Origin of the sequence: Streptomyces sp. DH24 (assembly GCF_029813775.1) — a bacterium.
Classification (GTDB): Bacteria; Actinomycetota; Actinomycetes; order Streptomycetales; family Streptomycetaceae; genus Streptomyces.
In genome coordinates this window covers 133,484-152,903 of the sequence record NZ_JARVKW010000003.1, presented here as the reverse complement: position 1 = coordinate 152,903, position 19,420 = coordinate 133,484, and the positions used below count along the sequence as shown (strand labels likewise).

Here is a 19,420-nt window from a genome sequence, read left to right as displayed (position 1 = left end):
GCATGCAGGCATGGCAAGTGCACGAGAACGGCGAGCCGGGCGAGGTGATGCGCCTGACGGACGTGGCGCCGCCGACACCGGGCGACGGCCAGGTCCTGCTCAGGGTGCGCGCCGCCAACATCAACTTCCCGGACGCGCTGATGTGCCGGGGCCACTACCAGGTCAGGCCCCCGCTGCCGTTCACGCCCGGCGTGGAGATCTGCGGCGAGACCGAGGACGGGCGCCGGGTGATCGCCAACCCCGTGCTGCCGCACGGCGGCTTCGCCGAGTACGCCGTCGCGGACGCCGCCGCCCTGCTGCCCGCGCCGGACGCCCTGGACGACGCCGAGGCCGCGGCCCTGCACATCGGCTACCAGACGGGCTGGTTCGGACTGCACCGCCGGGCCGGTCTGGAGGCCGGCGAGACGCTGCTGGTCCACGCCGCCGCCGGAGGGGTCGGCAGCGCCGCCGTGCAGCTCGGCAAGGCGGCCGGCGCGACGGTCGTCGGGGTCGTCGGCGGCGCCGACAAGGCGGCCGTGGCCCGCGAACTGGGCTGCGACGTGGTCGTCGACCGGCGCGGCGAGGACGTCGTCGCCGCCGTCAAGGAGGCCACCGGCGGCCGGGGCGCGGACGTGATCTACGACCCCGTCGGCGGCGAGGCCTACGCCCAGTCCGCCAAACTCGCCGCCTTCGAGGGCCGGATCGTCGTCGTCGGCTTCGCGAGCGGCACCATCCCGAGCCCCGCGCTCAACCACGCCCTGGTGAAGAACTACTCGATCATGGGCCTGCACTGGGGCCTGTACAACACCAAAAACCCGAAGCTGGTCCAGCACTGCCACGAGCAGCTCACCGAGCTGGCCGCGCGGGGCGCGATCAAGCCGCTGGTCAGCGAGCGGGTGGGACTGGACGGCGCCGCGGCCGCCGTGCAGAAGGTCGCCGACGGCCTCACCACCGGCCGGATCGCCGTCGTCACGGAGGAGGCAGCATGACCGACGCCGCGGAACTGCGCCGCCGCACCCGGGAGTTCCTGGCCGCGCACCCGCCCGCGCGGACCGACCGCCTCGACTTCCTGCGGGCCCGCTTCGACGCCGGACTGGCCTGGGTGCACTTCCCGGAGGGCCTCGGCGGACTCGGCGCCGACCGGTCCCTGCAGGCCGTCGTGGACGCCGAGCTGGAGGCCGCGGGTGCCCCCGACAACGACCCGCGCCGCAACGGCATCGGGCTCGGCATGGCCGCGCCGACCGTCCTGCGCTACGGCACCGAGGAGCAGAAGCGCACCTTCCTGCGGCCCCTGTGGACCGGCGAGGAGGTGTGGTGCCAGCTGTTCAGCGAGCCAGGCGCCGGGTCCGACCTCGCCGCGCTCGGCACCCGCGCCGTCCGCGAGGGCGACACCTGGGTGGTCAACGGGCAGAAGGTGTGGACGTCCAGCGCGCACAACGCCCGCTGGGCCATCCTCATCGCCCGCACCGACCCGGACGTGCCCAAGCACCGGGGCATCACCTACTTCGTGTGCGACATGACCGACCCCGGCGTCGAGGTCCGGCCGCTGCGCCAGATCACCGGTGAGGCCGAGTTCAACGAGGTCTTCCTCACCGACGTCCGCATCCCCGACTCCCGCCGCCTCGGCGAGGTCGGCGACGGCTGGCGGGTCGCGCAGACCACGCTGAACAACGAACGCGTCGCCATCGGCGGCATGCGGCTGCCCCGCGAGGGCGGCATGGTCGGCCCGGTCGCGAAGACCTGGCGGGAGCGCCCCGCGCTGCGCACCCACGACCTGCACCAGCGGCTGCTGAAGCTGTGGGTCGACGCCGAGGTCGTCCGCCTCACCGGCGAACGCCTGCGCCAGCAGCTCGCCGTGGGCCAGCCCGGCCCCGAGGGCGCCGGCATGAAGCTCGCCTTCGCCCGCCTCAACCAGGAGATCAGCGGCCTGGAGGTCGAACTGCGCGGCGAGGAGGGCCTGTTGTACGACGACTGGACCATGCGCCGCCCCGAGCTGGTCGACTTCACCGGTCGCGACGCCGGCTACCGCTACCTGCGCGCCAAGGGCAACAGCATCGAGGGCGGGACCAGCGAGATCCTGCTGAACATCGTCGCCGAGCGCGTCCTCGGCCTGCCCGGCGAGCCGCGCACCGACAAGGACGTCGCCTGGAAGGACCTCGCCCGATGAGCACCACGAGCACACAGCCCGACCTGCTGTACTCGGAGGAGGAAGAGGCCCTCCGCGCCGCCGTCCGCGACCTGCTCACCGACCACTGCGACCCGGCCGGCGTCATCGCGCGCATCGAGTCGGACGCCCCGCACGACCTCGCGCTGTGGAAGTCCCTCACCGACGGCATGGGCCTCGCCGGACTGCTGGTGCCCGAGGACCTGGGCGGTCAGGGCGCGACCCACCGCGAGGCCGCCGTCGTCCTGGAGGAACTGGGCCGCGCCGTCGCCCCCGTGCCCTACCTCACGAGCGCCGTCGTCGCCACCGAGGCGCTGCTGGCGACCGACGCCGCCGACCTGCTCGGCGAGCTCGCGTCCGGGCGGCGCATCGGCGCCCTCGCCGTCGGCCTGCACGTCGCCCCGGGCGGCGCCTTCGGGACCGCACGGGTGGAGAACGGCACGCTGCACGGCGAGTTGACCGGCATCGCGGACGCGGCCGTCGCGGACGTACTGCTGGTGCCCGCCGACGACGGCGGCCTGTACGCGGTGGAGTCCGACGCCGTCACCGTCACGCCGCAGGCGTCCCTGGACCTGACCCGCCCCGTCGCCACCGTCACGCTCGACGGCGCCCCGGGCCGCCGGCTCGGCGACGCCGGACCCGCCGTGCGCCGGGCCCTGCGCGCCGGGGCCGGGCTGCTCGCCTCCGAGCAACTCGGCGTCGCCGACTGGGCGCTGACCGAGACGGTGCGCTATCTGAAGGAACGCAAGCAGTTCAACCGGCCCGTCGGCGGCTTCCAGGCGCTCAAGCACCGGCTCGCCCAGCTCTGGCTGGAGGTCGTCAGCCTGCGGGCCGCCGCCCGGGGCGCCGCCGACGCGCTGTCCACCGGCGAGGACACCGAGGTCGCGGTCGCCGTCGCGCAGGCCTACGCGGCACCGGTCGCCGTCCGCGCCGCCGAGGAGGCGGTGCAACTGCACGGCGGCATCGGCATGACGTGGGAGCATCCGGCCCACCTCTACCTGAAGCGTGCCAAGGCCGACTCGATCGCCCACGGCACACCCGGCGCCCACCGCGAGGCACTGGCGGAACTGGCCGACCTCCCAGCTCCCTGACGTACACCTGGCCGACGGCCGGGGAAAGCCCGCCCCACCTGGGGCGGGCTTTCCCGTGCGCCCTGCTCCGGCGAAGTGAACGCCCGGCGGACGTCGGGCCAACTCCCGTCCCGGTACTGCTGCTTGGTCACCGCCGAACCTCATACTCGCAGAGGTTCCGTACGGCACGACCAGGAGGCAGCGCATGGCCCTCACCACCCGTCGCAGAGCTCTCACCACCCTCGGCGCCGCCCTCACGGGCGCGGTCGCCCTGCCCGCGACCCGCGCGGTCGCGGGCGACAACCGGCACGGCCCGCGCCCGTTGCGGCGCGCCCACGCCCACAACGACTACGAGCACCCGCGCCCCCTCCTCGACGCCCTCGACCACCGCTTCACCAGCGTCGAGGCCGACATCTACCTCGTCGGCGGCCAACTCCTCGTCGCGCACGACCCCGAGGACCTCGACCCGGCCCGCACGCTGGAGTCCCTCTACCTCGACCCGCTCGCCGCCCGCGTCCGCGCCCACCACGGGTCCGTGTACCGCGGCCACCGCGAGCCGCTCCAACTGCTCATCGACATCAAGACCGAGGGCGCGTCGACCTACCTCGAACTCGACCGGCACCTCGCCCGCTACAAGCACCTGTTCACGACCTACGCCCACGGCCGGGTGTTCCCCGGCCCGGTCACCGCCGTGATCTCCGGCGACCGCGCCGCCCGCGTCCCCATGGCGGCCCAGACCTCGCGCCGCGCCTTCTACGACGGCCGGCTCGCCGACCTCGGCGGTTCCGCGCCCGCCTCGTTCATCCCGCTCATCAGCGACAACTGGACCAACCACTTCACCTGGCGGGGCACCGGTGCCTTCCCGGCCGTCGAACGGCAGAAGCTGCACGGCATCGTCCAGGCGGCACACGCCCGCGGGCAGCGGGTGCGGTTCTGGGCGACCCCCGACACGCCCGGCCCCGAACGGGACGCGCTGTGGACGGAACTCGTCGCCGCGGACGTCGACCACCTCAACACCGACGACCTTGAGGGCCTGGAAGCGTTCCTCGACGCACACGACCGGGCGTAACACCACACGTTCGGAGGACAGGTCAGCCGCACGGACGAACCCTCCGCTACGCCACACTTACGGCCGAACGCCGCGAAGCGGACGTGGCGGAAAAGGTTCGCGATGGCCGTGTCCATCTCTGTGGTGCTGTTGCTGCTGATCCTGGCGGTGATCTTCCTGCGCAGCGGGGGACTGAAGCTCTCCCACGCGTTGGTGTGCCTGCTGCTCGGCTTCTACCTGGCCAGCACGAGCATCGCCCCCACCATCCACGAGGGCCTCACGGCCACCGCCGACATCGTCAGCAGCCTGAGACCGTGAAGCCCGCCCCGGACGGGCGCTGACGTCAGGGCGCCGAGAAGACCCCGATGCCGTTGGGGACCGGGCGTTCCGCGCCGCCGCTCGGATGGTTGCGCACCGAGACGCCGGCCGCGCCCGGCTCCCGGGCGACCAGCGTGGTCGAGCCACCGCCGTCCAGGCTGAACGCGTCGTCCGCGCCCAGGCGCCGCATGGTGTCGGCGACTTCGGCGACGGTCAGGCCGCTGCGGTACGCGGGCGCCCCGTCCACCGCGAGCAGCAGCAGGTGCCGCCCGCCGTCCGCGATGCCGACGGCGGTGCGCACCGCCGACGTCCGGGCGTCGAGCCCCGCGAGCGGCTGCCCGCCCACCAGCACCGGACAGCCGCCGAGCGCGAAGCGGTACGGAACCCGGGACGCGGCCGCCACCAGCCGGTGCCGCACCGTGACCGGTTCCCCGGCGGACAGCTCGCGCAACTGCCGCGCGCCCGCCTCCCGTCCGACGAGCACGGTGGTCCCGGGCGCGACGGGACCGCTGCCCGGGGTGCCGGCGGCCGACACGACCCGGCCGTCCCGGACGGTCACCTCGTACGTGTCGGTGCTGCACGGCGCCGCCCGGTCCGTGTCCGTGCCGCAGGTGGCGCGCACCCGGGACGCGCTGCCCCACTCGGCGGTGAACGCGCCGACCGAACCCTCCGGCAGGGCGTACTGGTTGAGGCCCTCGAGGGGCAGCCGCCCTTCGCGGGTGTGCACCGACCCGTCGAGCGCCAGCCGGTCCAGGCGGGCCCTGCCGTCCACGCCCACGCCGATCACGTCCTCCGTGGTGGTGCCGGGCGGCAGCGCCGGACCGAACCGCTGCCCGTTCGGCACCGCCGCCTTCCACGCGCGCCCGCTCGCGATCACCGGCCCCACGCTCGCGCCGGTCGCCTCGACACCCGGGTGCTGCGTCTCGGAGATGTTGAAGAAGTCGCCGTTGACACCGCCGACGGCGCCCCGGGCGTCCGCCATGACGGAGACGGGCGCACGCGAGGCGACCGCGCCCGGGTGCAGCAGGCCGACCCGGACGCGCGGATCGTCCAGGTCGACGCGCAGCACGTGCGCGTGCGTCGTGCCGTGGGACGCCGGGATGTCGAACTCCTCGTATCCGACACCGGCGGATACGGCGGTCCCGCCCGGTGCGGCGCCGGCCGGTGCGGCACCCGCCAGGCCCGTGCCGACCAGTGCGCCGAGCGCCGCGAGAACCGCCAGGACCGATCCGCAGCTTCCGCCCCTTGCTCGTCTTCCGCCTGTCCCGGACCGCCCACGCCGACGCGTCACAGCACCCCCTGAGGTCGCGTCAAATGTCCCAGCACGCAAGGGGAGTGCACCAGACGGCGACGACCGTCCGGGGGACTACTCCTCGATCAGGCGCGAACGGATGAGGAAACGTACGCCTTCGGGCGCCTCCAGGGAGAAGCCGCTGCCCCGGCCCTCGACGACGTCCACGATCAGGCGGGTGTGGCTCCAGACGGCGTACTGGCTCCGCGACATCCAGAACGGCACGCTCTCCTCGACGTCTTCCACGTCCAGCTCCGCGAGGAGCACGTCGGAGTCGCCCGTGCGGAACTCACCCGCCGGATAGCACATGGGGGCGCTGCCGTCGCAGCAGCCGCCGGACTGATGGAACATCAGCGGGCCGTGTGTCGCGCGCAGCGTGCGCAGCAGTTCGGCCGCGGCGGGCGTGAGCTCGACGCGCGGGGTCTCCTCGTACATGCCAACCGTCCCAGGGAAGCCGCGTCCGGATGACCGGCCCGTCGTCGGACCGGCACCGGGCAGCACACCACGGCAGAGGTTGCGAGGAGGTTGCAGCCGGACGGCGGGACGTCAGCCGCCCACGCTGTCGCGGGGAAGCACCGTGACGCGGTGGAAGTTGCACCGGCCGGGCGCGGGCCCGTCGTCCGGGCTCGGCCAGGTCTGGTGGGCCTTCAGGGCGATGCTCACCAGACTCATCAGCAGGGCCACGTCCGTCTCGCAGTCGAGGTGGACCGTCACCCACCGCGACCCGGGCACCAGGTGGAGCGCGCTCGACCCCTGGAGGTCGTAGTGGAAGCGCTGGATGGCCCGCTGGGTGAGATGAAGATCCACGTCCCGCTCCGAATGGAAGTGGACGATCTCCGCGCGGGCGGTGCGAAGCGCCCGCCCGGTGCCGCAACCGGCCGGTCCCGCCGTCAGGTCGGGCCAGGCCTCGAGTTGCTCCAAGGCGCGCTGGGCCAGAGTCATGTGCACATCGTCGCCCGATCACCGCCTCGCAACCAGAGGTTGAGCGATTTGTAACCGTGCCGTGAGGCGGCGAACCGGCAGGCGCGGTCCGTGGCGGTCGGACGGCACGGGCACTGCACGGGGCGGCCGGCGCCGCGATGGCCTCAGGTACGCGTCGCGGGTCCGGTGCCCTGTGAAGGCGCCCGGGGCGCGGCGGTTCACCGGGCGCGCACGGACGCCGTCGGCGGCGGTACGGACGTGCTCGTGGTCCTTGAGGCGTCCGGGGCGCGGTGCCCGCCTCGGAGAACGAGACGGGCACGCGCGTGATACTGGCCCGACCGGCCGGGTCCGTGGAGTCGCGGGACGCCTGAACCCCCGGCGGTCAGCGAGCGCCGGTCCAGTTGTGGGCGACGTCCACCACGATCCGGTCGGTCAGCGACAGCACCCGGAACGGCAGCCGGGCCCGGACGCCGAGTCCGATCTGGGTCTCGCCCTCGAAGCTGCCGGCGAACCGGGTGTCCCGGAACGTGCGGTACCCGGTGAGGTCGACGCCCGGCAGCGGACGGCCGACCCGGCCGGGGTAGGTCGGCTGCCCCGCCTCGTCGTAGGCCGGCGCCGCCACCCGGACCTCGATGACGGCTCCGCCGCCGACGGCCACGGGACGCCCGGACCCGTCCTGGCGGAGCTGGCTGACGTACCGCACCCAGTAGCCGACGCCCTTGCCCGCGCCCGGGACGTCGATGACCATCCGGTCGAAGCAGGCGTGCCGACCGGTCCTGACGGCCTTGAGCGGGTCTGCCGTGCCGGCGGCACCGCTCTTGGCGACGCTGCCCCAGCCGGTGGGGCACGCCGGGGCCTGCGTGGCGGTGACCGGTGCGGCTCCGGCCGGGAGGGTGGTGAACGCCAACGCGGCACTCATGAGCGCGGCCGTGGCGAGCGCCCTTCTGTTTCGTCCCATTGTGTCCCCCAGGGCGTTGATGTGCTGTTATGGCATGAGACACCCTGGTTGGCCGAATGGTTGCGTTCCCTGACTCATTTCGTGGCCCCCCGGGCGAAGCCGTTGTAGATGTACCGCTGGAGGAACAGGAAGACGATCAGCGTCGGCACGATCACGAGGACGGTGCCGGCCGAGATGTGCTCCCAGTGCGCCCCGAACGGACCCTTGAAGCGGAACAGGGCCGTGGAGATGGTGCCGAGGTCCTCCGACGGCATGTACAGGAACGGGATGTAGAAGTCGTTGTAGACCGTGATGCCCTTGATGATCACGACGGTGGCGATCGCGGGCTTCAGCAGCGGCAGGATGATCTTCCAGTAGATGGTGAGGGAGTTGGCTCCGTCGAGCCGCGCCGCCTCGTCGAGCGAGACCGGGATGCCGCGGATGAACTGGAGGAAGATGTAGATCGAGACGATGTCCGTCCCCATGTACAGCAGGATCGGCGCCCAGAGGCTGTTGAACAGGCCGAAGCTGTTGACCACTTGGAAGGTCGCGACCTGGGTGGTGACACCGGGGACCAGCGTGGCGATCAGGAACAGCGCCATGACGGGCTTCTTGGCACGGAACCGGAACCGGTCCACCGCGTACGCCGTCATCGATCCGATGAGCACGGTCCCGGTGATCGAGAAGAGCAGGATGAACGCGGTGTTGGCGAACGCCGGGAGCATCTTGCCGTCGGAGAACGCCGTGGCGTAGTTGCCGAGGTTGAGCCAGTTGCCCGGCAGCGACAGCGCACCGCCCTCGGCGACCTCGTCCGGGGTCTTCAGCGAGGTCAGGAAGACCACGGCGAGCGGCACCAGCACGACCAGCGACGCGAGGACCAGCGACAGATAGGTCAGGGCGGGCGCGATCCGGGGGCGGCGCCGCGCGGGAGCCGGCGTGGCTTTGGCAACGGTCGAGGTCATACGAGGTCCACCTTGTCGTCGGGCACGAGGCGGCGCTGGATCCAGGTGATCAGCAGGATGATCAGGAGCAGCACGACGGCCGCGGCCGAGGCCAGGCCGGTCTTGTTGAACTGGAAGGCGAGCTTCACCGTTTGGATGACGAAGGTCGAGGTGCCGGTCGCGCCGCCGGTCATGATGTACGGGATCTCGAAGACCGACAGGGACCCGGAGATCGCCAGGATGACGCTCAGCCCGATCACCGGCCGGATGCTCGGGGCGATGATGTGCCGGAACTGCTGCCACCGGGTGGCCCCGTCCAGCTGCGCCGCCTCGTAGAGCTCGCCTGGGATGGACTGGATCGCGCCGAGGAACAGCACGAAGTTCAGGCCCGTGAAGCGCCACACGGACACGCCCGCCAGGGAGGTGTTGGCCGAGGCCGGGTCGCCGAGCCAGGCGTGGTCGGGGTCGGTGCCGAACCAGGACAGCACCGAGTCGAGCGTGCCGCCGTCCTGGAAGAAGTACAGGAAGACGAACCCGATCGCGACGCCGTTGATCAGGTAGGGGAAGAACAGCATCCCCTTGAACAGATTGCGGAAGCGCAGGTCGAAGCTGAGGACGGTCGCGAAGTACAGCGCGATCGCGATCTGCGCGACCGACGCGGCGAGGTAGTAGAAGCTGACGAGGAACACCCGGAACAGCTCGGGCCGGGTGAAGATCTGCCGGTAGTTGTCGACGCCCGTGAAGTTCCGGTCGGGGCTGACGCCGTCCCAGTCGGTGAAGCTGAACCAGATCATGTTCGCCACCGGCACATAGGTGAACGTGATCAGCAGGGCGAGCGGGACGGCCAGGTACAGCCAGGGCGTGAGGCGGCGCAGCAGCGGGCCGGATCGCGAACTCCCGCCCCGGACGGGGCGTTTGTGCTGTGCCCGGGGCGGCGGTGCGGCGGTGCGCGGCGGCTTCGCGGGCGCCGTGTCGGTGGTCTCGGTCATGTCGGGCCTTTCATCGTCCGCGGGGTGCGCGACGGGCGGTGGGCCCCGGCCGGTTGCCGCGGCCGGGGCCGGCTGGCGGTCAGGAGCCGGCGGCCGCGGCGGCCTCGTTCCACCTCTTGTCGAGGTCCGCCAGATAGCCGTCGAGACTGCCCTTCTGCGCGCCGCGTGCGATGTCGACCAGCTTCTGGCGGTAGTCCGGCTTGTTCAGCCCGATCTCGGCCGCGTTGTCGATCGCGTTGACCTCACCGGTCTTCTCCTCGGAGCGCTCCACGAACCTGACATCGTTGTCCACGAAGTCCTTGAGGGTGGCCGGCATGGGCGCGGACTTCAGCGTCGGCACCGCGCCCTCCTTCTCGGAGTAGCCGGACTTCACCGTGAACCAGTCGATCCAGGCCCGCGCGGCGGCCTTGTGGTCCGAGTGGACGTTGACCGCCTGCTGGTAGTCGGTGGCGAGCGTCGCGCAGAACGTGCCGTGCTCCTGGATGGGGAACGGCATGAACCCGATGTCGTCCGGGTCGGTGCCCGCCTTCTCGGCCGCGTCCCGCATCTGTGTGATCGCCCAGGACCCGAGGTGCATGGTGGCGATCTCGCCGCGGGCGATCAGGCTCTTGGAGGACTCCCAGTTGGTGGTGCTCGGGTCCTTCTCGGACAGGCCGCCCTGGACGACGTCGTGCAGCAGCGAGTCGATCACGTGCAGTTCGCTGCCCCGCTTCCAGGGGGAGACCGCGCCGGCGAGCCTGTCGTTGGCCTTGCCGTCGCAGGTGATGGTGCCGACGTTGTTGCTCCAGGCGGTCAGCGGCCAGCCGTCCTTGAAGTTCGTGTAGTACGGCACCGCGTCCGTGGCCGACCTGATCGCCCGCAAATCCTCCAGGAACTCCGCGGGCGTGGCCGGCCAGTCGGTGATGCCGGCCCGCTTCCAGACGGACTTGTTGTAGACGAAGCCGTTGGCGGTGCCGAACTGGGCGATGCCGTAGACCTTGCCGCCGACGTCGGTCTTGTCGCTGAAACGGTACTTCCCGCCGAGGTCCGCGCTGGAGCCGAGCGGGGCGAAGAACTTCGGGTAGTCGTTCTTGGCGACGACACCGGGGATCATGAGGACGTCGCCGTAGTCCTCGGTGTTCATCCGGATCTTGACCTCGCCCTCGTAGTCGGTGAGCGCCTCGAACTCGACCCTCACCTTGGGGTAGATCTTCCGGAACTCGGCGGCGTACTCGTCCATCGCCCCGTTCTGGACGAGGTCGGTGCGGTGCGTCAGGACCTTGATCGTGCCCGAGACGTCGCCGGGCTCGGTGGGCGCCGTCGCGGTCTCGCCGGAGGCCGCGCCCTGGCCACTGCACCCCGCGACGGTCAGGATCGCGGTGGCCACGAGCGTGCCCGTGAGCGTCTTCTTCTTCCCCATGTGCCCAGCTCCTTCAGGAATGCGGCTCAGGTCTGCGGGTGGGATGTCGGCACTATGTCAGCGGTTGGTGAACCGGTAAAGCAGGGATTTCGAGCACGATGCCCAATCGTTACCGGATGCGTCAAGAGCCCAGTGCCTGGGCAGGTACTTCACTGGATGAGTGGAGCTTGCATCTGACTAGACCGGTTTATGGACACGGGCTGGTCAGCGGGTTACGTTGTCCGCCGTTGTCCATCACCCCGGCCTGAGTCAGGCGATTGGAGCCGCACCATGAAGGACGTCACCCAGCTCACCGAGGGCTGGAGCCTGCGCCACGGAGACGCGCTGCTGCCGGCGCGGGTACCGGGCTGCGTCCACACCGACCTGCTCGCGGCCCAGGTCATCGAGGACCCGTTCACCGGCCTGGGCGAGAAGGAGGTGGAGTGGGTGGGGCGCCGCGCCTGGACCTACGTCCGGCGCCTCGCCCACGACAGCGCGCACGAGCGCACCGACCTGGTCTTCGACGGGCTCGACACCGCCGCCTCCCTCACCCTCGGCGGCCGGCCGCTCGGCACCACCCGCAACATGCACCGCCGCTACCGGTTCGACGTCACCGGCCTCGACGGCGACCTGGAGGTCCGCTTCGCCTCCGCCTACGACGAGGCCGCCGCCGTGCGCGCCGTGACCGGGGAGCGGCCCAACGTCTATCCCGAACCCTCGCAGTACATCCGCAAAATGGCGTGCAACTTCGGCTGGGACTGGGGACCCACCCTGGTCACCGCCGGGATCTGGCGCCCCGTCCGCCTGGAGCACTGGTCCACCGCGCGCATCTCCCGGGTCCGCCCCCTCGTCACCGTCGACGGCACCACCGGCCGCGTTGAGATACGCCTCGACGTCGAGCGCACCCGGCAGGGGCAGGACCGCACCCTGACCGCCGAGGCCCGCGTGGCCGGCGTGCGCGCCGAGGCCGTCCTCACCGGCGACGAGACGGTCCTGCGCCTGGACCTGCCCGACGTCCGCCTGTGGTGGCCGCGCGGCTACGGCGAACAGCCTCTCTACGACCTCGACATCACACTGGGCGACGACACCGGACCGCTCGACACCTGGCACCGCCGCATCGGCTTCCGCACCGTCGAACTCGACCGCTCGCCCGACGAGCACGGCACCGGCTTCACCCTCGTCGTCAACGGCGTGCGGATCTTCGCCCGCGGCGCCAACTGGATCCCCGACGACGCCTTCCCGTCCCGCGTCACCCCCGAGCGCTACCGCACCCGGCTGACCCAGGCCGCCGAGGCCAACATCGACCTCGTACGGGTGTGGGGCGGCGGCATCTACGAGGACGACGCGTTCTACGACGCCTGCGACGAACTCGGCCTGATGGTCTGGCAGGACTTCCTCTTCGCCTGCTCCGCCTACCCCGAGGAACAGCCGCTGCGCGGCGAGGTCGAGGCCGAGGCGCGGGACAACGTTGTCCGACTGATGCCGCACCCCTCGCTCGTCCTGTGGAACGGCAACAACGAGAACCTGTGGGGCTTTCGCGACTGGGACTGGGAGCCCGCCCTGGCCGGCGACTCCTGGGGCGAGGGCTACTACCTCGGCCTGCTGCCCCGCGTCGTCGCCGAGCTCGACCCCACCCGGCCGTACACCGCCGGCAGCCCCTGGTCCGGCTCCTGGGACCACCACCCCAACGACCCGGCGCACGGCACCCACCACTCGTGGGAGGTGTGGAACCGGCAGGACTACGCCGAGTACCGGGCCAGTGTGCCCCGCTTCGTCGCCGAGTTCGGCTGGCAGGCGCCACCCGCCCTGGCCACCCTGCGCCGCGCCCTGCCCGGCGAGGAACTCGCCCCCGACTCCCCGGGCATGCTCCACCACCAGAAGGCCGAGGACGGCAACGGCAAGCTGAACCGCGGCGTCGCCCGCCACTTCCCGCTGCCCGACGGCGACTTCGACCGCTGGCACTACCTGACCCAGCTCGTCCAGGCCCGCGCCGTCGCTGCGGGCATCGAGCACTGGCGCTCGCACTGGCCCGTCTGCGCCGGCACCGTCGTGTGGCAGCTCAACGACTGCTGGCCCGTCACCTCCTGGGCCGCCATCGACGGCGACGGCCGCACCAAGCCGCTCTACCACGAGCTGAAGCGGGTGTACGCCGACCGGCTCCTCACCCTCCAGCCCACTGCCGACGGCCTCGTCCTCGCCGCCGTCAACCAGTCCGCCGAGCCCTGGCACACCACGGTGACGCTGCGCCGCCTGGAGGCGGACGGCACCACCCTGCTCGAAGGCACCCTCGACGTGGCCGCCGCCGCCCGGTCCGTCGTCCGCCTCGCGGTGCCGGGAGCGCTGACACCCGACGAGCGGTCCGGGAAGGAGTTCCTGGTGGCCGACGCGTCGGGGTCGGCCGGGGCCGGCGGCGGGGAAGAGCTGCGGGCCCTGCACTTCCCGGTCCCCGACAAGGACTTCGCCCACCCGGCGCCGCGCTACGACGTCGCCCTCGAACCCGTGCCCGGCCAGAGGGATAGAGTCGACGTCGTGGTGAGCGCCCGTACCCTCGTCAGAGACCTGCTGCTGCAGGCGGACCGGCTCGGCCCGGCCGCCGCCTGCGACAGCGGCCCGCTGACCCTGCTGCCCGGCGAGCGGGCCCGATTCCGAGTGACCGGCTGCGGCCCCGTGGACCCCCAGGACGTCCGGGCCGCCCTCTTCTGCGTGGACGTGGTGTGAGCAGCTCGACGGAACGCGTCACCATCAAGGACGTCGCCGCCCGTGCCGGGGTGTCCAAGGGCGCGGTGTCGCTGGCGTTCAACCACAAGCCCGGCGTCTCCGCGGCCACCCGCGAGCGGATCTTCCAGGCCGCCCGGGAGCTGGGCTGGGCGCCCAGCGCCACCGCCCGCAGCCTGTCCAACCAGCGGGTCGACACCGTCGGCCTTGCGCTGTGCCGGCCCGCCCGGCTGCTCGGCCTCGAACCCTTCTACATGGACTTCATCTCCGGCATCGAGAGCGTCCTGGCCGAGCGTTCCTGCTCGCTGCTGCTGCGGCTGGTGCGCGACCTCGACGAGGAGATCGCCGTGTACCGGGACTGGTGGCGGGGCCGGATGATCGCCGGCGCGATCCTCGTGGACTTCCGCGAGGACGATCCCCGGGTGCCCGCGCTGGGGGCCGTCGGACTGCCCGCCGTCGCGGTCGGGCATCCGTCCCTGACGGGGCCCTTCCCGGCGGTGTGGACCGACGACGCCTCGGCCGTCGCCGAGGCCGTCCGCTACCTCGCCGCGCTCGGCCACCGCCGGATCGCCCGCGTCGGCGGCCCCGCCGACCTCGGCCACAGCGCCATCCGGGCCCGCGCGTTCAGCGCGACGACGCGGGAGCTCGGCCTGGAGGAGGCCCGGCAGATCGCGACCGGGTTCGACGAGAAGGAGGGCGCCCGCGCCACGCGCTCCCTGCTGCTGGCCGCCGACCGGCCCACCGCGATCGTCTACGACAACGACATCATGGCGGTCGCGGGCGCCGGCGTCGCCGCCGAGATGGGTTTCACGGTCCCCGACGACCTGTCGCTGCTGGCGTGGGACGACTCCCAGCTGTGCCGGATCACGCATCCGACGCTGTCGGCGATGAGCCACGACGTGCACCAGTTCGGCGCCGAGGTCGCACGCGTCCTGTTCGAGGTCATCAACGGGACGCACAGCGCCTCCCACCAGGTGCCGACGCCGTCGCTGACGCCGCGGGGGTCCACGGCGCCGGCACCGGCCGCGCCCGGCGCCTAGGAGCCGGGCGAGACGCGCAAGGGCCGCGCCCCGGTGGGGGCGCGGCCCTTCGTCCTGTGCCCGGCGTACGGTCGCCCGTCCCGCGGCGTCCGGCTCAGCTCTTGGCGCAGGTCGTGCCGTTGAGCGTGAACGAGGCCGGGACCGTGTCGCCGCCGGTGGAGGAGGCGTTGAAGCCGAAGCTCACGCTGCCGCCCGCCGGGATCGTCCCGGTCCAGGGCTCCGGCGTGGCCCGTACCTGCTTGCCGGACTGGGTGACCTTGGCGTTCCACGCGGACTTCACGGTCTGCTCGCCGCCGAAGGCGAAGTCGAGCTGCCAGCCCTGCACCGCGGCGGTGCCGGTGTTGCGGACGGTCACGTCCGCGTTGAAGCCGCCGCCCCAGCCGTTGACCCGGTAGGAGACGGCGCAGCTGCCGATCGTCGGGGTCTGGCCGCCGCCCGAGAAGACGCTCGCCTCACGGGACGTCTGCTTGATGCCGTTGGCGCCGTCGAACATCCGCCGGCCCCACGGGGTGAGCTGCGAGGCGTCGAAGCCGGTGGCCATGTCGAGGTACTCGACGCCGCCGCCGTTGCCGCTCCAGGACCAGCCCAGGTAGCCCAGGCCGAGCCGCTGGGTGGTGGCCATGATGGCGTCCTCGTCCGGGTTGCCGTCCGAGTGGTCGTTGCCGAACTCCCCGACCACGATCGGGAGTTTCTTGGACACGAACCGGTTCAGATAGTCGGACACCTCCGCCGAGGTGTCGAAGACGCCGTACATGTGAATCGAGAACACGGTGTTGCGGTCGGGGTCGGTGGCGAACACCTGCTCCGCGTTGTCCCGCATCGTGAACGACCAGTCCTGGCCCCAGTTGGGGGCGTCGACCATGAGCGTGTGGTCGAAACCGGCGTTCCGCAGCCGCGCGATGGCGTTCTTCGTGTCCGAGGTCCAGGCGCTGTGACCGGTGTTGCCGTACGGCTCGTTCCCGATGTTGACGACGACGTACTTCTCCTGGCCCTTCACGGCGTCCTGCACCGACAGCCAGTAGTCCACCGCCTGGGCCAGGGTGGCCGCGCCGCTCTGCTCGCCGTAGCCCGTGGTGTCGTGCGCCTCCAGGACGCAGACGAGCCGGTTGGCCTTGCACTGGGAGACCACGGCGGCCACGTCCGCGGTGTCGTTCCTGGTCCACCGGTGACCCGAACTCAGCACCACACGAACGGAGTTGGCGCCCAGCGCCTTGATGTCCTTCAGTGCCTGCGGGGTCCGGGAGGTGTACCAGGTGTGGGCGTGGTTCACGCCGCGCATCACGAAGTTGTTGCCGTTGGCGTCCAGCAGCCGGCCGTCACTGACGTGGAAGCCCGCCGCGGCGGTCTCCTTCGCCTGGGCGGCCGAAGGGGCGGCGAGCACCGAGGCCGCGACGGCCAGCAGCGCTCCCGCGGCGGTGGCCAGTCTCTTCTTCATTCCTGCTCCCAACGTGGTCGCACGGGTACCGGGAATTGCGGCCCGTTTCCGAGCAGGGGAAACGGGCCGTCGTTCCGGCGTGGATTCCCGCTGTCGACCGGGCGCGAAGTGCGGCTCACCCGGGACAGCGGGACGGCAATTCACCGAAGGAAATCCGCCGTTCGTGCCCGGCAGGGCGAAAGGGCGGTCGTCGTACGCGTTCCGATCGGCGACTGGGAAAGAGGCTAGAGCGAGAAAACCGGGGTGACAACCGCTGTCGCCAAACCGGTTAAGTTTAGCTGGAGTTCAGTTCCGGACTCCTCGCGAACGCCTCCGCCGCGCTTCGGTGCGCGGCGGCGGCCGCGCCGATCAGCCCGGCGTCCAGCGCCAGCCGGGCCGGCACGATCGGCACGTCGCGGGCGAAGTCCAGGGCCGCGTACTCGGCCATCAGGCGGCGCAGCGGCGCGAAGAGCGTGTCGCCGGCCTGGGACACGCCGCCGCCGATCACCACCAGGTCCAGTTCGACGAGGGTGATCGTCGCGGCGATGCCGGCGGCCAGCGCCCGCGCCGCCCGCTCGTACGCCGCCAGCGCCCTGCCCTCGCCCGCGCGTGCGGCGGCGGCGACCGCGGCGGCCGTCGCCGTGCCGCCCGGGGGAGGGGTCCACCCCAGGGCGCGGGCGTGCGCCGCGATCGCCGTGCCGCTCGCCATGCGCTCCACGCAGCCACGGCCGCCGCACGGACACCGCGGCCCGTTCAGATCGACCGGGATGTGCCCGATGTGTCCGGCGTTGCCCGAACGCCCCGTGTGCAGCCGCCCGTTGAGCACGAGCCCGCCGCCGACCCCCGTCGACACCACCATGCACAGGGCGTTGTCCACGCCCCGGGCGGCGCCCAGCCAGTGCTCGGCCGCGGTCATCGCGACGGCGTCACCTACCAGTACGGGCGCCACGCGCGCGGGCACCCGGGGATGCGCCGCCACCCGCGCGACCAGCGGAAAGCAGCGCCAGCCCGGGATGTTGACGGGGCTCACGGTCCCGGCCGCCGTGTCGACCGGACCCGCGCCGGCGATGCCCAGGCAGCCGAGGGCGTCCCAGGCCGGATGCGCGGACAGGTCGTCCAGGACCGCCGTGACCGCGGCCATCAGCGCCTCGGCGGGTTCGGTGGCGGGAGTCGGCCGCTGCGCCCGCGCTACCAGCCGGCCCTCCGGGTCGACCAGCGCGCCGGCGATCTTCGTGCCGCCGATGTCCAGTGCTCCGTACACCATCACCTCAGCCCTTCGTGAGCGACGCGGGACGCGGCGTCCCGCGCAGCACACTGTGCACAGGTCTGACAACGTTGCCTAGAGCGGAGCCTCGGTTCAGTTCGGGTTTAGTGGGTTGCGCGATCCTTATGGCCCCCTGCCTTTACAGAACCGGTTCAGTTCTCCAGGATCGAGGTCGGGTCCGACAGGAGCGGAGACCAGATCTCCCGCAGCGCGCCCAGCGGATCGCTCTCGCTGCGCGGCGTGCTGTCCCAGATCCGGGTCGAGCGGTCCCGCGTCGTGTGGCGGGGCCAGTCGGGGCCGGGATCGAGATCGCGCACGAAGGCGACCCAGGCACCGTGCACGGCGTCGGCCAGGTGCTGGGGCGGACGCGTACCGAGGACGGCCGTGACACCTTCGGCGCCGAGGAGGTCGAAGGCGAAGGGCAGGTCCGTGCAGTGGTGCGCGAGACCGGCGAACGCCGGCGCGGTGGACGGCCACCGGAACTCGTAGAGCCACGTGGGCCGTTCGCGCCGGGCGCGGGCCTCGGCGACGGCGACGGCGGGGAAACGGAACGTGGTGTCCGTGACGGCCTGGTTCAGCAGATCGCCGGGACCGCCGTCACAGCTGTCCAGGAACCGCCGGATGTGCGCCTCGTCCAGACCGTGCGCGGTGAGCATCACCCGGACGTCCTCGGGCGTGGTGTCCGGCTGCGGGATGCCGTTGAACTCGTGCGCGGTGCAACCCAGCAGCAGCGGGACGTCCGCCCCCGCGTCGCCCGCGACGAGGGCGTCCGGCACCGGTTCGGGGACGAGCTCGCCGTCGGCGAACGGGGCGAGGGCCAGCATCGGCAGCGCCGTGCGTTCCGGCCCCGGGGCGTTCAACCGGTCCTGGTGGGCGAGGAGCCGGGCGTCGGTGAGGTCCTGGAGCGCGGCGGCCGTGGCCGGGACGCCGGTGCGGGCGGTGAACAGGCGCCGCACCGCGTCGGCCACGTCCCGCCCCTGCGGCCGCATCACGGCGCCGGACGCGGAGATGCCCGCACGGAACAGGCCCTGGGCGGACGGCGTCGCCAGCAGCGTCAGGACGGCCCCGCCGCCCGCCGACTGCCCGGCGACGGTGACCTTCGCCGGGTCGCCCCCGAAGGCGGTGATGTTGTCGCGCACCCACTCCAGAGCGGCGATCCAGTCCCGCACACCCCTGTTGTCCGGTGCGTCCGGCAGGCTCAGGAAGCCCTCGACGCCGAGCCGGTAGCCGACCGACACGACCACGACGCCCTCCCGGTTGAAGGCGGCGCCGTCGTACCAGGGACTGGCCGCCGACCCGGCCACGAACCCGCCGCCGTGGATCCACACCAGCACCGGCAGGCCGGCGCCGGGGGAGGGGTCGGGCGTGAACACGTTGAGGTTGAGGATGTCCGGGCCCGGCACCGTCGGCTCGGGGATCGTGGTGACCTCGGCGAACGCACGCCGCTGCGCGGTCGGCCCGTACGCCGTCGCGTCGCGCACCCGCGTCCACGGCTCCGGTGGCACGGGCGCCGCGAACCGCAGCGGACCGACCGGCGGCCGGGCGTACGGAACACCGAGGAACCGCACCCCGGAGGTGCGGCGCTCGCCACGGACGGGGCCGTGGGCCGTGCGCACGACCGGGTACGCCGGGCCGGACGGCGGGGTGCGGAGCGTCATGGCGGTTCCTTCCGGGCGGCTGGGCCGGGGCGAGGGCGCCCGTGGTGATCCTTCCCCGTGAGCGGACGATCATCGTTCCCCGCACGGCCGGCCGTCCCCATCCCCGTACGGTCGGCCGTCCTCCTCCTTGGCCGGCCGTCTTCCTCCCCGCTCGGCGGCCGTCGGCCCCTCGGTCGGCCGGCGGCCGCTGCCGACCCAGGAGTGCCTGTCCGTGCCCCGGCCGGCTCGTGTCCCGGCGTGTCCGTGCCGGCCGGCTCGTGCCCCGGCCGGTCCGAGCCGGCGCGCCGCCCGAT

Annotated in this window: 17 protein-coding genes; 7 read left to right on the top strand and 10 right to left on the bottom strand. The window is 72.4% G+C overall.

Annotated features, from left to right (window positions below):
* Positions 1–2 precede the first annotated feature (2 nt).
* The 5 genes from QC282_RS03225 to QC282_RS03205 all read left to right on the top strand — a co-directional run bounded on the left by QC282_RS03225 (position 3) and on the right by QC282_RS03205 (position 4,579).
* A complete protein-coding gene (locus QC282_RS03225) occupies positions 3–968 on the top strand; it encodes an NADPH:quinone oxidoreductase family protein (protein ID WP_279547626.1) in 966 nt (321 codons plus the stop codon).
* Positions 965–2,146, top strand: a complete 1,182-nt coding sequence (locus tag QC282_RS03220) for an acyl-CoA dehydrogenase family protein (RefSeq protein WP_279547625.1) — start codon at positions 965–967, stop codon at positions 2,144–2,146. Before QC282_RS03225 ends, QC282_RS03220 begins: the two co-directional genes overlap by 4 nt.
* Positions 2,143–3,234 (top strand): acyl-CoA/acyl-ACP dehydrogenase, encoded by a 1,092-nt coding sequence (locus tag QC282_RS03215; RefSeq protein WP_279547624.1) that lies wholly within the window; start codon positions 2,143–2,145, stop codon positions 3,232–3,234. Before QC282_RS03220 ends, QC282_RS03215 begins: the two co-directional genes overlap by 4 nt.
* Positions 3,235–3,418: 184 nt before the next feature.
* Positions 3,419–4,282, top strand: a complete 864-nt coding sequence (locus QC282_RS03210; protein WP_279547623.1) for a phosphatidylinositol-specific phospholipase C/glycerophosphodiester phosphodiesterase family protein — start codon at positions 3,419–3,421, stop codon at positions 4,280–4,282.
* A gap of 102 nt (positions 4,283–4,384) precedes the next feature.
* Positions 4,385–4,579 (top strand): hypothetical protein, encoded by a 195-nt coding sequence (locus tag QC282_RS03205; RefSeq protein WP_279547622.1) that lies wholly within the window; start codon positions 4,385–4,387, stop codon positions 4,577–4,579.
* A 25-nt stretch (positions 4,580–4,604) separates the two neighbouring features.
* Here QC282_RS03205 and QC282_RS03200 read toward each other — a convergent pair whose 3' ends face one another.
* From QC282_RS03200 to QC282_RS03170, 7 genes are all read right to left on the bottom strand, one after another.
* Positions 4,605–5,801, bottom strand: a complete 1,197-nt coding sequence (locus QC282_RS03200; protein ID WP_279547773.1) for a phosphodiester glycosidase family protein — start codon at positions 5,799–5,801, stop codon at positions 4,605–4,607.
* A gap of 144 nt (positions 5,802–5,945) precedes the next feature.
* Complete coding sequence (locus QC282_RS03195; protein WP_279547621.1) at positions 5,946–6,305, bottom strand: DUF779 domain-containing protein; 360 nt, start codon at positions 6,303–6,305, stop codon at positions 5,946–5,948.
* A gap of 111 nt (positions 6,306–6,416) precedes the next feature.
* Positions 6,417–6,812: a luciferase family protein gene (locus tag QC282_RS03190; RefSeq protein WP_279547620.1), complete on the bottom strand. Its 396-nt coding sequence runs from the start codon at positions 6,810–6,812 to the stop codon at positions 6,417–6,419.
* Positions 6,813–7,173: 361 nt separating this feature from the next.
* Entirely contained in the window at positions 7,174–7,710 is a 537-nt protein-coding gene (locus tag QC282_RS03185; RefSeq protein ID WP_279547772.1) for a hypothetical protein, read from the bottom strand.
* A gap of 113 nt (positions 7,711–7,823) precedes the next feature.
* Complete coding sequence (locus QC282_RS03180; protein ID WP_279547619.1) at positions 7,824–8,690, bottom strand: carbohydrate ABC transporter permease; 867 nt, start codon at positions 8,688–8,690, stop codon at positions 7,824–7,826.
* Entirely contained in the window at positions 8,687–9,658 is a 972-nt protein-coding gene (locus QC282_RS03175; protein WP_279547617.1) for a sugar ABC transporter permease, read from the bottom strand. Before QC282_RS03175 ends, QC282_RS03180 begins: the two co-directional genes overlap by 4 nt.
* A gap of 79 nt (positions 9,659–9,737) precedes the next feature.
* The gene (locus QC282_RS03170) at positions 9,738–11,057 is read right to left on the bottom strand and encodes an ABC transporter substrate-binding protein (RefSeq protein WP_279547616.1); all 1,320 of its coding nucleotides are present in this window, start codon (positions 11,055–11,057) and stop codon (positions 9,738–9,740) included.
* A 270-nt stretch (positions 11,058–11,327) separates the two neighbouring features.
* Between QC282_RS03170 and QC282_RS03165 the strand changes: the two genes are divergently transcribed.
* Complete coding sequence (locus QC282_RS03165) at positions 11,328–13,754, top strand: glycoside hydrolase family 2 protein (protein WP_279547615.1); 2,427 nt, start codon at positions 11,328–11,330, stop codon at positions 13,752–13,754.
* Entirely contained in the window at positions 13,751–14,791 is a 1,041-nt protein-coding gene (locus tag QC282_RS03160; protein ID WP_279547614.1) for a LacI family DNA-binding transcriptional regulator, read from the top strand. The genes QC282_RS03165 and QC282_RS03160 overlap by 4 nt, the downstream gene beginning before the upstream one ends.
* Before the next feature lie 94 nt (positions 14,792–14,885).
* On the opposite strand, the gene QC282_RS03155 is transcribed toward QC282_RS03160, so the two are convergent.
* The 3 genes from QC282_RS03155 to QC282_RS03145 form a co-directional block, all read right to left on the bottom strand.
* On the bottom strand, positions 14,886–16,226 hold the full coding sequence (locus QC282_RS03155; protein ID WP_279547613.1) for a cellulase family glycosylhydrolase: 1,341 nt from the start codon (positions 16,224–16,226) through the stop codon (positions 14,886–14,888).
* A 274-nt stretch (positions 16,227–16,500) separates the two neighbouring features.
* Positions 16,501–17,469 carry an ROK family protein gene (locus QC282_RS03150; protein ID WP_279547612.1) on the bottom strand — a complete coding sequence of 323 codons (969 nt, stop codon included), beginning with the start codon at positions 17,467–17,469 and terminating at the stop codon, positions 16,501–16,503.
* Between the two features lie 152 nt (positions 17,470–17,621).
* Entirely contained in the window at positions 17,622–19,127 is a 1,506-nt protein-coding gene (locus tag QC282_RS03145; RefSeq protein WP_279547611.1) for a carboxylesterase/lipase family protein, read from the bottom strand.
* Positions 19,128–19,420 lie beyond the last annotated feature (293 nt).

Bases quoted from the DNA above. Each gene is read 5' to 3' on its own strand.
- QC282_RS03225 (WP_279547626.1), top strand. From the start codon at position 3: ATGCAGGCATGGCAAGTGCACGAGAACGGCGAGCCGGGCGAGGTGATG.
- QC282_RS03220 (WP_279547625.1), top strand. From the start codon at position 965: ATGACCGACGCCGCGGAACTGCGCCGCCGCACCCGGGAGTTCCTGGCC.
- QC282_RS03215 (WP_279547624.1), top strand. From the start codon at position 2,143: ATGAGCACCACGAGCACACAGCCCGACCTGCTGTACTCGGAGGAGGAA.
- QC282_RS03210 (WP_279547623.1), top strand. From the start codon at position 3,419: ATGGCCCTCACCACCCGTCGCAGAGCTCTCACCACCCTCGGCGCCGCC.
- QC282_RS03205 (WP_279547622.1), top strand. From the start codon at position 4,385: ATGGCCGTGTCCATCTCTGTGGTGCTGTTGCTGCTGATCCTGGCGGTG.
- QC282_RS03195 (WP_279547621.1), bottom strand. From the start codon at position 6,305: ATGTACGAGGAGACCCCGCGCGTCGAGCTCACGCCCGCCGCGGCCGAA.
- QC282_RS03190 (WP_279547620.1), bottom strand. From the start codon at position 6,812: ATGACTCTGGCCCAGCGCGCCTTGGAGCAACTCGAGGCCTGGCCCGAC.
- QC282_RS03185 (WP_279547772.1), bottom strand. From the start codon at position 7,710: ATGAGTGCCGCGTTGGCGTTCACCACCCTCCCGGCCGGAGCCGCACCG.
- QC282_RS03180 (WP_279547619.1), bottom strand. From the start codon at position 8,690: ATGACCTCGACCGTTGCCAAAGCCACGCCGGCTCCCGCGCGGCGCCGC.
- QC282_RS03175 (WP_279547617.1), bottom strand. From the start codon at position 9,658: ATGACCGAGACCACCGACACGGCGCCCGCGAAGCCGCCGCGCACCGCC.
- QC282_RS03170 (WP_279547616.1), bottom strand. From the start codon at position 11,057: ATGGGGAAGAAGAAGACGCTCACGGGCACGCTCGTGGCCACCGCGATC.
- QC282_RS03165 (WP_279547615.1), top strand. From the start codon at position 11,328: ATGAAGGACGTCACCCAGCTCACCGAGGGCTGGAGCCTGCGCCACGGA.
- QC282_RS03155 (WP_279547613.1), bottom strand. From the start codon at position 16,226: ATGAAGAAGAGACTGGCCACCGCCGCGGGAGCGCTGCTGGCCGTCGCG.
- QC282_RS03150 (WP_279547612.1), bottom strand. From the start codon at position 17,469: ATGGTGTACGGAGCACTGGACATCGGCGGCACGAAGATCGCCGGCGCG.
- QC282_RS03145 (WP_279547611.1), bottom strand. From the start codon at position 19,127: ATGACGCTCCGCACCCCGCCGTCCGGCCCGGCGTACCCGGTCGTGCGC.